The 13,394-nt window shown below is 66.7% G+C and carries 10 protein-coding genes and 3 tRNA genes; 9 read left to right on the top strand and 4 right to left on the bottom strand.

The features are described 5' to 3' along the window. The first annotated feature begins 131 nt into the window (after positions 1-131). The 5 genes from AACW18_RS09165 (at position 132) to AACW18_RS09145 (ending at position 2,259) form a co-directional block, all read left to right on the top strand. Positions 132-1,217 (top strand): ketoacyl-ACP synthase III, encoded by a 1,086-nt coding sequence (locus tag AACW18_RS09165; protein WP_218388448.1) that lies wholly within the window; start codon positions 132-134, stop codon positions 1,215-1,217. 295 nt (positions 1,218-1,512) lie between these two features. Next, positions 1,513-1,597, top strand: a tRNA-Tyr gene (locus AACW18_RS09160). A gap of 32 nt (positions 1,598-1,629) precedes the next feature. After that, a tRNA-Tyr gene (locus tag AACW18_RS09155) sits at positions 1,630-1,714 on the top strand. Positions 1,715-1,763: 49 nt separating this feature from the next. Beyond that, positions 1,764-1,848, top strand: a tRNA-Tyr gene (locus AACW18_RS09150). A gap of 135 nt (positions 1,849-1,983) precedes the next feature. Next, positions 1,984-2,259: a hypothetical protein gene (locus tag AACW18_RS09145; RefSeq protein ID WP_163156237.1), complete on the top strand. Its 276-nt coding sequence runs from the start codon at positions 1,984-1,986 to the stop codon at positions 2,257-2,259. A gap of 18 nt (positions 2,260-2,277) precedes the next feature. On the opposite strand, the gene AACW18_RS09140 is transcribed toward AACW18_RS09145, so the two are convergent. Next, the gene (locus AACW18_RS09140; RefSeq protein WP_218388447.1) at positions 2,278-3,114 is read right to left on the bottom strand and encodes a patatin-like phospholipase family protein; all 837 of its coding nucleotides are present in this window, start codon (positions 3,112-3,114) and stop codon (positions 2,278-2,280) included. A gap of 142 nt (positions 3,115-3,256) precedes the next feature. Between AACW18_RS09140 and AACW18_RS09135 the strand changes: the two genes are divergently transcribed. After that, complete coding sequence (locus AACW18_RS09135) at positions 3,257-4,630, top strand: endonuclease/exonuclease/phosphatase family protein (protein WP_218388446.1); 1,374 nt, start codon at positions 3,257-3,259, stop codon at positions 4,628-4,630. Between the two features lie 62 nt (positions 4,631-4,692). Here AACW18_RS09135 and AACW18_RS09130 read toward each other — a convergent pair whose 3' ends face one another. From AACW18_RS09130 to dsrO, 3 genes are read right to left on the bottom strand one after another with little or no spacing between them, the layout of a single operon-like run. Continuing rightward, entirely contained in the window at positions 4,693-7,800 is a 3,108-nt protein-coding gene (locus AACW18_RS09130) for a tetrathionate reductase subunit A (protein ID WP_218388445.1), read from the bottom strand. Then, on the bottom strand, positions 7,800-8,927 hold the full coding sequence (nrfD, locus tag AACW18_RS09125) for an NrfD/PsrC family molybdoenzyme membrane anchor subunit (RefSeq protein WP_218388444.1): 1,128 nt from the start codon (positions 8,925-8,927) through the stop codon (positions 7,800-7,802). Before nrfD ends, AACW18_RS09130 begins: the two co-directional genes overlap by 1 nt. Further along, complete coding sequence (dsrO, locus tag AACW18_RS09120) at positions 8,917-9,699, bottom strand: sulfate reduction electron transfer complex DsrMKJOP subunit DsrO (protein ID WP_218291785.1); 783 nt, start codon at positions 9,697-9,699, stop codon at positions 8,917-8,919. The genes nrfD and dsrO overlap by 11 nt, the downstream gene beginning before the upstream one ends. Positions 9,700-9,903: 204 nt before the next feature. Between dsrO and AACW18_RS09115 the strand changes: the two genes are divergently transcribed. The 3 genes from AACW18_RS09115 (at position 9,904) to pepE (ending at position 13,332) form a co-directional block, all read left to right on the top strand. Then, entirely contained in the window at positions 9,904-11,841 is a 1,938-nt protein-coding gene (locus AACW18_RS09115) for a sensor histidine kinase (RefSeq protein WP_371317029.1), read from the top strand. Position 11,842: 1 nt separating this feature from the next. Continuing rightward, the gene (locus AACW18_RS09110) at positions 11,843-12,451 is read left to right on the top strand and encodes a response regulator transcription factor (protein ID WP_218388442.1); all 609 of its coding nucleotides are present in this window, start codon (positions 11,843-11,845) and stop codon (positions 12,449-12,451) included. A 152-nt stretch (positions 12,452-12,603) separates the two neighbouring features. Then, positions 12,604-13,332, top strand: coding sequence for a dipeptidase PepE (gene pepE / locus AACW18_RS09105; protein WP_218388441.1), 729 nt, complete (start codon positions 12,604-12,606; stop codon positions 13,330-13,332). Positions 13,333-13,394 lie beyond the last annotated feature (62 nt).

Below are 13,394 nucleotides of genomic sequence, written 5' to 3'. Positions count from 1 at the left end.
GCTTATTCGTCCCCCACCCCGCCTTCTGCCATTTGCCAAAACAGGGCCGCGAGATGACACTGGAAAACCGGTACGGCATAATTGCGCGAGTTTCCGCCCGCGGGCGACCCACAACAAGAAGCGATAACAAGATGAAATACGCCAATATCACCGGCTGGGGCAAATGCCTGCCCCCCGCAGTGCTGACCAACGATGCGCTCAGCACCATCATGGAAACGTCGGATGAATGGATCTATCCGCGTACCGGCATCAAGGCACGCCGGGTCTCCCACGTCAGCAACACCGAACTCGCCACCCTGGCCGGTCGCCGCGCCCTGGCCTGCGCCGGTCTCGAGGCCGCCGCACTGGATGGCATCATCCTGGCCACCGCCACCCCGGGCACCCTGATCCCGAATTGTGCCTCAGCGGTGCAGCAGGCCCTCGGCGCCCACAAGGCGGCGGTGTTCGACCTCAATGCCGCCTGTACCGGCTTCGTCTATGCGCTCTCCGTGGCCACCTCTCTGGTCCAGACCGGCATGATGCAGAAGGTGCTGGTGATAGGAGCCGAGCGTCTCACCCAGTTGCTGGACTGGGCCAAGCGCGACACCGCAGTGCTGTTTGGTGACGGCGCCGGCGCCGTGGTGATCGAGGCGAGCGACAACGAGTCCGGCCTCATCGCCAACAAGCTCGGCTGCGACAGCGAGGCGCGCGAGATCCTGCACGTGCCGAACTTTGGCACCGATCGGGTACGCTTCGCCGACATCGACGGCCTCTTCACCTTCAACTTCGAGGGGCAGGAGATCTTCAAACGGGCCGTGCGCGGCATGGGCGAGGCGACCGGCGCCGTGCTGGCCCAGGCCGGCATCACCCCCGAGCAGGTCGATCTCATCGTGCCGCACCAGGCCAACATGCGCATCATCGAGACCCTGGCCAAGCGCATGAATGCGCCCATGGACAAGGTGATGGTCAACATAGAGCACTACGGCAACACCTCGGCCGCCACCGTGCCCATCGCCCTGTGCGAGGCGCTGGAGCAGGGTCGGGTCAAGCCGAACTCCTATCTGCTCAGCGCCGCCTTCGGGGCCGGCCTGACCTGGGGCGCCGCCCTCATCAAGTGGGGCGACAGGGTCACCCCGCTTGGCCACTGCGATGTCGAGCTGCCGCCCTGCGAGCAGAGCGCGCTGGAGCTGATCGCCCACGCCGTCGCGGGCTGCCAGCAGGCCAGCAGCGAGGCCTGAGCCAGGCCGCCACTGCGTGAACAGATAAGGCGCAGTTGCATGAACAAGAGAGAGGAGCCAGCGCTGGCTCCTCTTTTTATCTCCATCTTTATCCCCACCCCTCTTCCCTGCCGCCAATCACCCCGCCCACATCCGCGCCCAGACGGCGGCTCACCGCCCCCTGAAAGTCATTGAAAAGCGTGAATTTTGAGCTGGATAAATCAAAAAATAACCAAACGATATTTTTTTGTCGTCAGAATGGGCCTGAGGGGTTCACAACCTTACCGGATCTGGTAGTATGCGGCCTCGCACTTGGGGAGGGGTTCCCGAGCGGCCAAAGGGATCAGACTGTAAATCTGACGGCTCTGCCTTCGAAGGTTCGAATCCTTCTCCCTCCACCATTCAAGTGCGAAAAATCAGGAAAATACCCCGTGGAGGGGTTCCCGAGCGGCCAAAGGGATCAGACTGTAAATCTGACGGCTCTGCCTTCGAAGGTTCGAATCCTTCTCCCTCCACCATCTTCCTGAGTTGTATGAGTAAGGCCTGTAAAAAAAGTAGTACCCCTGTGGAGGGGTTCCCGAGCGGCCAAAGGGATCAGACTGTAAATCTGACGGCTCTGCCTTCGAAGGTTCGAATCCTTCTCCCTCCACCATTCTTCAGAAAACCCGGCCCAGCGCCGGGTTTTCGCTTTTATGGCTAGATACCATTTGGCACTGTCAGATCTGACAATTGCCCTCCCCCGCTTTTTTCGAAACAGTGGACTCCTCACCGTCAGGAGCCGCCTCGCATGTTTGCAATCTGGGATGAAACCGGTCAGGAGCAGGGCTTGAGCCTGCCCCAGCTGCAGCAACGGCTGCACAACTATCAGGGCGACGTCATGGTGCGCTATCTCAATCGCCTCGGCCTGTCGACGACCCTGTTCCTGACCGTCCGCGAGGGCCGCGCCTACCAGCGCTTCAAGGCCGGCACCCCGCCGCTGGACTGGGCCTGGCTGGACCAGGCCATTCAGCACGTGCCCCTGCTCGATGGCCGCCTTCCGCAGTCGCACCACGCCCTTCGTTAAGCCGCTCGCCGCCGGGCACTAACCCGTGCCCAGGTAGGCCTGCGCCGCCTGCCAGCCCATCTGATAGCCCTGCTCCAGCTTGTCCGGATCCGTGGTCATGCGACCGACCCTGAAGCCCGCGGGCGGATGAATGAGCCGGATGCGGCAATCCGCCGGCGGATTGCGGATGAAGTCGATGGCGTCGTTGTAGCTGTGATGGCGGGCCAGGCTGGCGCGGGCCAGCGCCGGGGTCTGCCGCAGCAGGTAACGGTGCAGGGCAGGCAGACGCGGCGCCCGCTTGCGATAGCCGAGCGGGCGGGAGAGCACCACTGTGATGTCCCGCGCCCCCTGCTCATAGGCGTGGCGCACCGGGATGGAGTCCGCCACCCCGCCGTCGGTCATCGCCTCACCCCCGAGCCGCACGAAGTCGCGATAGGCGAGCGGCACCGAGCAGGAGGCCTTGATCTGCTGCTCCAGCTCCTCCGCCGTCGCCTTGAGATAGGCGGCCTGCCCGTCCGAGACCCGGGTGGTTACCACCGTCAGCGGCACAGGGTTAGCGGCAAACCGCGCCAGATCGAGCCGGCACTCGCGGATGGTGATCGCCCACAGCCAGTCGAGATCCAGCCAATGACCGCCGCGCATGAACTTCGCCAGGCTGATGAACTCGGGGCGACAGGAGTAATCTGTGATGACGCTGTGGTTGCGCCCCTGCTGGCCGGCCAGGAAGGCCGCCAGGTTGACCGCCCCTGCCGAAACCCCGATGCAGTGATCGAACGCCGTCACTCCCCTGGCCATGAAGGCATCCAGCACCCCGGCGGCAAAGATGCCGCGCATGGCGCCCCCCTCGACCACCAGGGCCGTTTGCCGCCGACTCATCTCGTTTCCCCTCTGTTCTGCTCTGTGAATGGACTCACACTTTGGCTCATCCGGCGCCCTACCCAAGGGCGGGATCCCTATAATGGCCACACCTCACTTGACCCTACAGAGGCATAACATATTGATGCTACGGAATATTACAATGAAAAATATCAACAAGTCCCTGCTCGCCGCTGCCATTTCTCTCGGAATGCTGGCAGGCTGTAACAGCAACAATGACTCCAAGGCCCCCGATCCCATGGTTCGCTTCGCTACCTTCAACCTCTCCTTCGATCGCACCGCCCCCGGCATGTTGAGCGGCGAACTGGCCCTGGACCGCGCCGCCCAGGATGCCCTGCTGGCCCGCTATCAGGACGGTGACACCAGCCTCGGCAAGGCCGAGATCACCCAGGCGAAAGACGTGCAGCAGATCCGCAATATCGCCGAGATAGTGCAGCGCACCCGCCCGGACGTCTTCCTGCTGAACGAATTCGACAACGACGGCAAGGGCGAGAGCACCGCCGATCTGAAGGCGTTCAACGACAACTACCTGGCCCATGCCCAGCACGGCGAGGTGCAGGCTATCAGCTACCCGGTGATGCAGAATTTCGCCACCAACACCGGCCTGATGAGCGGTCATGACCTCAATCTGGACGGCAAGCGCAACAGCGGGCCGGATGACGCCTGGGGCTTTGGCAACTACCACGGCCAGTACGCCTTCGCCCTGATGTCGAAGTACCCCATCGATACCAAAGGGATCCGCACCTTCCAGCACTTCAAGTGGAAGGACATGCCGGGCGAAGCCAACCCCATCATCGACGACTGCAACAACCCCAAGGCCCCGATCCCGGCCGGTCGCCAGTGCGGCGATGCCTGGTATGACGCCGCGGCCTGGGAGCAGTTCCCGCTCTCCTCCAAGAATCACGCCGACGTGCCGGTGCGCATCAAGCAGGGCAACAAGGAGGAGGTGGTCCACTTCCTCCTCTCCCACCCGACCCCGCCCATCTTCGGCAACGCAGCGCGCCACAACGTCAAGCACAACAGAGCCGAGGTCGCCTTCTGGCAGGACTATGTGGAGGCCGCCAGCTACATGGTGGACGACGCGGGCAAGGCCGGCGGCCTGCCACAGGGTGCCAGGTTCGTCATCGCCGGGGATCTCAACGCCGATCCCCAGCTGGGTGACGGGGATCTCAGTGCCATCCAGGATCTGCACAACCACGTGCTGGTCAACCAGGCGGTCACCAACGGCGCCCTGATCCCGGTCAGCCAGGGTGGCCCCGAGTGCCTCGCCAGCCAGCCGGATCAGTGCAAGCGCAACAACGGCCGCACCACCCCGGAGCGCATCACCAGCAGCAGCGGCCTGCAGCTCGATCACCTGATCCCCTCCGCCAACCTCAACGCGGTGGCCTCAGGCGTGTTCTGGCCCGCCAGCTTCGAGCCGGGCTACCACCTGGTGTATGACGCCAAGCTCGGCATCGCCAAGGGAGTGAGCTCGGACCATCGCCTGGTGTGGGTGGACGTCGAACTGAACCCCTAATACGCGGGATCACCGCAAAATGAAGCGGGGCCATGATGGCCCCGCTTTTTTTGCATCTGGCGCTACACCAGCTTCTCGACCCGGGCCGGCAAGCCCTGGCGCGCCGAGGAGCCGATGGCCCAGTCCACCAGGGGATAACGGCCGTGGCGACTGGGATCCAACACCGCCAGATCGTTGAGGTTCACCCCGGCGCCGCGCAGGGCACTGGCCGCCACCTGCTGGCCGTCTATCCAGTGCTCCCGCGCCCCCAGCTCCTTGTGACCGAAGCCGTGCTCGATGGCGATGGCATCCGCCTGCACCCCGGCCACGCACTCGGCCAGCCCGATCACGCTGCCATTGGGGGTACTGACCCGCACCCTGTCCCCGCTCACTATGCCGAGGCGGGCCGCCGTCTGGGCGTTGAGCCGCACCCCGTTGCTGGGGTGCACCTGGCGCAGGCGATCCGAGCCGATGCTCATGGAGCTCATGGTGTGGGACTTGTAGCTGGTGAGCAGCAGGGGCCACTGTGCCGGCTTGAATGCCTCGCTCAGCGGCGTGCCGTCTGCAAGCCGGGCCCGGAAGAAGCGCGGGGTGCCGCTCAGGAACTGGCCGCTCTGGCTGTGACGGCGGCTGCCCACCACCGGGTTCCACAGCATCAGCGGCTTGGGCCAGCGCTTGCTCGGTTGCCCCGCCTCGTCACGTCCCTTGGCCACCGGCTCGAAGCGCCCGCCCCTGGCGTAGAGATAGGCGGCGCGGCTCGCCTCCTCCGCGCTCAGGGTGGCGTTGAGGGTGGGCAGGATCCGCTCCACCCCGGACCAGGCGAGGTCTTCAGCGCCGATGGGAGGCACCGGCTGGCCGAGGTAGGCGACGTTGGCCGCCCCGTAGAGGGAGAAGTCCGCCGCCTTGTTGAGCCCATGCAGCTTGCCATCCGCCCCCTCGATCGCCCCCTCGCCGAAGCCCGGCAGGCCGAGGCGCTTGGCCACGGCGATGAGGAAGGACTCCATGCAGACGGGATCCCCCTCGGCGGTCTTGACGACGCGAGGCTCCACCACAGGCCAGCGCCCGGTCGAGACCTTGGTCATGACCCCGTGCCAGGCGGTTGCCCAGCCCCAGGACTCGTAGGTCAGGGTGTCAGGCACTATGTAGTCAGACAGCGCCGAGGATTCGTTGATGAAGCTGTCGATGCTGATGAACAGCGGCAACACCCTGGGGTCTTTGAGCTGTTCACCTATGGCCTGGTGCAACCCGGCCTGACCGTAGAGCGGGTTGCCCATGTGGTTGATCCAGGCCTTGGCCCGGTAGGGGTAACCGCTCACCGCCGCGGTCAGGTGCTCGCCGAGCAGCGGGCCCGAGATCGGGAACCAGGGCTCGTGGGCCGGATAGGGGTTCTGCCCCGCCTCGCGCTTGCGCCTATATTCGGAGGTCTTCTCGTAGGGGAACTTGGAGCGGGAGAGGAAGACGCCGGCGGGTTTCACCATGCCGGGGAAGCCCTCCAGATCGTAGCGCGGCCCGCTCCCGAAGGGATTGAACTTGCCGCCGCTCGCCACCGCGCCGCCCTTGGCGTTGAGGTTTCCTATCATGGCGTTGAGCATCATGATGGCCCAGGCCGTGTAGAAGCCGTTGGCACTCATGGTGCCGCCGTGGGTGATCACCGCCGCCCGGGTGCCGTGGCTGGTGAACTCCCGGGCCAGCTCGACGATATCGGCCACCGGCACGGCGCACTCGGCGCTGTATTGCTCGAGGGTATGCTCCCGGCTCGCCTCGGCCAGCAGCTGGAAGCTGCTCTTGACCGCCAACTCCCCGCCCGGGGTCGAAATGCTGCGCGCCACCCAGAGTCGGGCCCGCTCGCAACGGCCGGCCGGTGTCGGCTCGTCACTCCCCTCCTCGACCACCAACACCTCATCCCCCTCGCCATAGGCTTCACCGCTGTGGGGCAGCCCCAGATCGCTGGCGTGCAGCATCTGGCCGAAGCGGGGGTGCGACTCGTCGCAGATCACCAGATGGCCAGCGTTGCTGAAACCGCGATAGTCGGCCCGCTCGGCAGCTTCTGCGTTAGGTGCCGCCAGGAAGGGCTCGGCGTAACGATCGTTGTCGATGATCCAGCGCAGCATGGCCAGGGCCAGGGCCGAGTCGGTGGCGGGCCTGATGGGCAGCCAGCGGTTGGCGGGGGCGGACGGCAGGTTCACCGTGTTCGGCAGGCTGGGCGCCACCACCACGTAGGTGAACGGCTTGCCCTCCCTAGCCCGGTTCGCCGCCAGCTGGCGGGACTGGCGCTTGAAGGGGTTGCCGGACTGCTGGGGTGAGGTGCCCATGAACAGCAGGAAGTCGCTCTCGTCCCAGTCGGGCTTGAGGTGGGCGTTCTTCTCCAGATCGTCCAGCAGGGCGCCGGCCCCCACCCGGAACGACAGGCCGCAGTAGGCGCCGTGGTTCGCAAAGTTGCGGGTGCCGAAGCCGTTGAAGGTGAAGCGCTTGATGAAGGCGTCGCGACCCTCGTCCGAGGCGTTGCTCACCAGCAGCTGGTTGGCCTTGGGGCCATATTCCGGGTTGGCGGGATCGAGCGGCTCGTTCAGATTGCGGATGGCCCTGAGCCCCTCGACGCCGCCCTCCCCGAACAGATCGCCCCCCTCCACCACCTCCTCGATCAGCTGCTCGAACGGGATGCTCTGCCAGCGACCGCTGCCACGGGGGCCGACCCGCTTGAGGCAGCGGGTGACCCTGTGCGGGCTGTCGAGCTGCTCCAGCATGGCGTTGCCCCGGGCACAGGCGGTGGAGCGGCCATCCAGCCCCCCCTCCTGATAGCCGCTGGTAGCGATCAGCGCCTGCTTGACCGGCGTCTTGAAGTCGATGTGATGCAGGGCGGAGAGCGGGTGGTAGGGGTTGCCGAGGATCCGCACTATCTTGTCGCTCTCGTTGTCGATGCGGGCCCGCACCCCGCACAGGGTCCAGCAACCGAGGCACATGGTGTTGGCCAGCCGCTGGGCCGGGTTGGGGTGGATCTCCCCCCGCTCATCGACCCTGTACTCCACCGCCAGGGAGTTGCCGTGGATGGGATCCCGGGTCGGCTTGCCCGAGCTGCCGGTGGCCACCCCGCTCACCACCTGCTTGAGGGTGTCGCTGTAACCGGCCACGAACAGCCCCGTGCCCCCGGCGATGGCGGCTCCCTTGAGAAACTTGCGTTTGCTGTGATCCATCAGATTGCCTCGCGAGCGGAATGAGTGGTGGATGCCTGGGTGGCGGATGCTTGGGTGACGGATGGCAGAGCCGGGGCGCGAACCAGCTCGGAGAGCGCCACCAGCAGGGCCAGCAGCAGGCCGAAGGTGCCGAGGATGCCGAGCACCCCGGCCGGCCCCCAGGCGATCTGGTAGACATAGACGCCGGCGCCATATTTCGGTGCCAGCTGCCCCTGAATGAGCACCAGCCAGCGCAGGCCCCACACCAGGTGCAGCGCCAGCAGCGCCACGCCCCAGGATTGCAGACGGGGGGAGAGCCGGTGCCCCGCCAGCAGCAACAGGCCGAGCAGGGCCAGGGTCAGCAGCAGCCAGTGGGCCGCCAGCCGCCAGCTCGGATCGAGCCGATAGAGGGCGCCAGCCTCAGCCGCCGAGGCGCCGCCGAGCAGGGCCCAGCCCAGCAGGGAGAGCGCGAGCAGGGCCAGGGTCGGGCGGATCTGGCGCAGCAGCCCCGCCTCGGTGTGCCCCTGCCAGCCCGCCAGCAGCCGGTTGAGCAGCAGCAGGGCGCTCTGGGCCGCCAGCACGGCGCTCAGCGCCAGCAGCCAGGGCAACCAGGGGGTATGCCAGAGCGGGCGCGCCTGCACCGCCATGGTCTCGAGCCCGGTGTAGAGCGCTATGCTGAGCCCGCTCAAGGCCGCCATCAAGGCAAGCGGCTTGCGCCAGCGCTCGCCGGACCAGCCTCCCAGGCAGAGCAGCCGCGCCAGGGCGGCGACCCTGTCATGCTCCTCCCCACGCCTGGCCAGGTTGGGCCTTATCAGCAGCCAGCCCAGCCCCATGCTGAGCAGGCTGAACAGCGGCAGCAGGTAGGCGCCATACCACATGATGGAACCGAAGCGGGTCTGGACGTAGAAGTGCCAGGCCCGGGCCGGCTGGTGCAGATCCGCGGTCAGGGCGATGGGCGCCACCAGGCCGGCCCCCATCATCAGCACCGCGGCCAGGGTCTGCAGCCGCCGATCCGGCGCCTTGCGCCACAGATCGGCCGCGCCCAGCCAGAGGGCGCCATAGGCCAGGCCAATGAGGAAGAAATATTGCACCGCCCAGGGCAGCCAGGTGATGGGCTGATCCGGGGCCAGCAGTTCATTAATGGTCATGGGCTATCTCCTTGCCGTCGTCGCCAAGCAGGGTGCGCTGCGCCGGGTGGCCGTCGATCTTGCTGACAAACGCCTCATCCATGCCGAGATAGAAGACCCGCGGCTGGGTATGGGCCTCCGGCTTGAGCACCCTGAGCGCGGACTCGTATTCCCGCAGCAGCCGGCTGATCTGGCTCTTGGGATCGTTGAGATCGCCTATGATGCGCGCCTCGCCGACGCAGCTCTCCACGCAGGCGGGCAGCAGCCCCGCCTCCAGCCGGTGGGCGCAGAAGGTGCACTTGTCGGCGGTGTTGGTCTCATGGTTGATGAAGCGGGCGTCATAGGGGCAGGCCTGCACGCAGTAGCCGCAGGCGACGCACCAGTCGTTGTTGACCACGACGATGCCGTCCTCGCGCTGGAAGGTGGCGCCGGTGGGACAGACGTCGAGGCAGGCGGGCTCGGCGCAGTGGTTGCAGAGCCTGGGCAGCATGAAGAGGGAGGCGGGGGCATCGAGGGCCGCCACATCGCTCACCTCGTACTGGCTGACCGTGGTGCGAAACTGGCCGAGGGGGGGCTGGTTCTCTATGGTGCAGGCCACGGTGCAGGCCTGGCAGCCGACGCAGCGGCGCAGATCGATCAGCATGCCGTAACGCTTGCTACCATCCCCCCGGCCGATGGCCGCCCGCCCATTGCGGGGGACGGGGACGGACTGGGCCTGGGCGACGGGGATCAGGGCCGCCCCCGCGGTGAGGGCGGCGATCCCGGATAACAATCGGCGCTTGCTGAGCTCCATGGCTTCTTTCCTTCTGCTGACGCTGGCGTGGGGGAGTGGGCCGATTGTCCCCGGGCCAGAGAGCCGTCTCTATTGTGGTTTTCCACATACCGGGAGCCGGGTTGATCCAGCGCAATAAAATCGACTCGATAACCGCCGAACTGTGACGGGAGCCCCATTCGCCGCCCCAGCATGGCGCCGAGGCGGGCCCAGGGCGATACCCAGGTGATAGACTGGCTTCCCCCATCCCCGCCCAAGGAGAGCGCCCTGTCCCGTCACGCCCCTTCGTCATCGCCCGCCCTGTGGCCCCTGCTGGCCCTGTGGCTCTGGCTCGGCGTCGCCCTGGCCGAGCCGGTGCAGCCACCGACCGGATCTGAGCCGGCCCTGAGCGAGCCGGTACGAATAGGCGTGCTGGCGACCCGCGGTCTCGCCGTGGCCCGCCATCAGTGGCAGCCGCTCATGCGCTGGCTGGATGAGAGCGTGCCGGGGCGGCGCTTCGAGCTGGTCCCGCTGGAGCTCGATGCCCTGGCCGAGGCCGTCGCGAAGGAGCGGCTGGCGTTCGTCATCACCAACCCGGGTCAGTCGGTCAGCCTGTCGCGCCAGTATCCGCTGGCCTGGCTCGCCACCCTCAAGAGCCCGGCCGGCGGTGACAACCTCGCCATCGGCGCCGCCCTGGTGGTGCGCGCCCATGCCCCCTACCGGCACTGGCAGGATCTCAAGGGGCGGCCGGTCGCCGCCGTGTCGGAGAACGCCTTCGGCGGCTACCTCGCCTACCGCTTCGAGGCGGGGGAACAGGGAGTGCGGCTGGATAGCTTCTTCTCCGCCGTGCGCTTCAGCGGCTTCCCCCTCGACAGGCTCATCGAGCAGCTGGCGGCGGATGAGGTCGCCGCCGCCATAGTGCCGGTCTGCCAGCTGGAGCGCATGGCGCGGGAGGGCAAGCTCGCCTACTCGGATTTTCGGGTGCTGGACAACCAGGCGCCGGCCGGCTTCGGCTGCCAGAGCTCGACCCGGCTTTACCCGAACTGGTCCTTTGCCAAGACGGAGCAGGCCTCCCCCGAGCTGGCGCTGGCGGTCACCCGCGCGCTGTTTGCCCTGCCCCCCGACAGCCCGGCGGCCATCGCCGCCGACTCGGCCGGCTGGACTGTGCCCACCAGCCCGCTCAGCATCGATCGCCTGCTCAAGGCGCTGGATCGCCACCCCCTGCAGGGCCCCTGGTGGCAGGAGGCCTGGCACTGGTTGCGCCAACATCAGCAGTGGGGCTGGGGCGCCCTGCTGCTGGTGCTGCTGCTCGGCGGCCACCACCTGCTGCTGCAACAGCTGTTCAGCCGCAGCCAGCGTCGACTGCTCGCCAGCCACCGCCGGCTCGATGAGCAGACCCGCCAGCTGGCCGACAAGGGGCGCCAGCTCGAGCAGGCCAGGCGTCTCGCCCAGCTCGGCGAGCTCGGCGCCAACATGGCCCACGAGATCAACCAGCCCCTCACCGCCATCGCCAACTACAGCCAGGGGGCCCTGCTGCGTTTGGCAAAACAGGGCCAAGACTCGACCCCGGATCCTGTGCTGATCCAGGCGCTCGAGCAGATAGGCCAGCAGGTCGAGCGCATCAACCAGACAGTCCAGCGGCTGAGATCCCGCCTGCAGAAGCGCCCGCGCCAGCCCGAACCCACGGATCTGGTCGCCCTGGTTAACGGCCTGCTGCCCCTGCTCGAACAGATGCTGGCGCCGCTCGGGGTCGCCCTCGAGGTGCGCTGGCAGGGTCAGCCACGGCTCCTGGCACTGGATGGCACCGGGGTGGAGCAGCTGCTGCTGAACCTTATCAAGAATGGGGCCGAGAGCGCGGCTCAGCGGAACGAGGGGGCGGCGCAGGGGGATGAGCCGGGACGGGTCGAGCTATCGATCGCCTTCGAACCCGCCCGGCTGCTGCTGGAGGTACGCGACAACGGTCCCGGACTGAGGTTGCCCCAAGCGCAGTTGCAGCAGGCGTTTCACAGCGACAAGGCCGACGGCATGGGGCTGGGGCTCGCCATCTGCCGGGACGTGGTCGAGTTCCATCGCGGCCAACTCTCTTTAAGCAACCTGAGCCCCCACGGCTGCCTCGCCCGGGTGGTCCTACCCATCCACAGCCAGGCCGCCACCACCTCCCCCACCATCAACAGCGAGAACTGAGATGCCGACCCAAGCCCAACTCCCGCTCTACCTGGTCGACGACGATAGGGCCGTGCTCGACTCCCTGCGCTTCATGCTGGAGAGCTGCGATCTGAGGGTCAGCTGCTTCACCGGCGGCGAGGCGTTCCTGAGTAACATAGATCCGGCCCGGCCCGCCTGCCTGATCCTGGATTGCCGCATGCCGGGCCTGCCGGGGCCCGAGCTGCAGCAGCGGCTGAAGGCGGCCCAGAGTCCCATCGCCATACTGTTTCTCACCGGCCACGGGGAGGTGCCCCTGGCGGTGGAGTCCCTCAAGCAGGGGGCCGTCGACTTCCTGCAAAAACCGGTGCAGCTAGCGCCCCTGCTCCAGGCCATAGCGCGCGCCAATCTCGCCACCCTGGCGGCGGCGAAGCGGCTGGCTCGCCAGCGCGTCTATCAGACCCTGCCACCGCGCGAGCACCAGCTGTTGCAGCTCATCGCCCAGGGCCACAAGAACCAGCAGATAGCGCGGGATCTCTGCATCTCGGTGCGCACCGTCGAGGTGTGCCGCGCCAGCCTGATGAAACGGCTCGAGGTCACTTCCCTGGCCGAGCTGATGTTGCTCTATGCGGATGTCACCGCACCGTCCTGAGGCCTGGATACCGGCCAAGGCGGGCGCAACGCCTGACTCGGCGACACAAAACGCGATGAGATCACACACTTTCTGCCCCGATGGGGTTAGAGTGCCCCTCTGCCTTAATCGGGGCCCGTGCGGCCCTGCGCCTTTCATATCGAGGAGTCACTATGGAACTGCTTCTTCTGAGCAATGGTAAAGCCACCGAATGTCCGGGTCTGCTCGGCTGGGCCCGGGATCGGGTGCAGAGCCTGCTCGCCCGCAAACAGGTCAAGCGCATCCTGCTCATCCCCTACGCGGTGATCCGCAGCGACTGGGATGCCAGGGCCAATGAGCTCGGCGAGAGCCTGGGGGTGGAAGCCGTCAGCATTCACCAGTTCGACGATCCTGTGGATGCCATCAACCGGGCCGACGCCATCTTCATCAGTGGCGGCAACACCTGGCGCCTGAACCAGCTGCTGCACGAGTACGGCCTGATCGTGCCCATCCAGCGCGCCGTGCGCGAGCGGGGCGTGCCCTATGTGGGCTGGAGCGCCGGTTGCAACGTGGCGACCCCGAGCATCCGCACCACCAACGACATGCCGGTGTGCAACGCCGCCGTGCTGCCGGCCCTCGGCCTGTTCCCCCAGCAGATCAACCCCCACTATCTGGACGCCAGCGTCAGCGGCCACATGGGGGAGACCCGCGACGAGCGCCTCGCCGAGTTCTGCGCCATCAACCCGAGCGAACACGTGGTGGCCCTGCGCGAGGCCAGCCTGCTGCAGATCAGCGGCGAGAGCATCGAATACTGGAGCGCCCGCGGCCAGGGCTTCAAGATCTTCAAGCACGGCGAGACGACCCAGGAGTATCAGGACGCCAGCCCGCTGGCCGCACTGACCCCCTTCATCCCCAGGATCTGACGCCTGAGCGCATAAAACGCATAAAAAATGAGGGATGGCCTGGGCCATCCCTCTCGCTTTCT

The sequence above is a fragment of the Aeromonas sp. sia0103 genome, assembly GCF_963895295.1.
In the GTDB taxonomy this organism is placed as follows: Bacteria; Pseudomonadota; Gammaproteobacteria; order Enterobacterales; family Aeromonadaceae; genus Aeromonas; species Aeromonas encheleia.
Note: the sequence above shows the minus strand (reverse complement) of the source record. Positions and strands in the feature narration are given on the sequence as shown.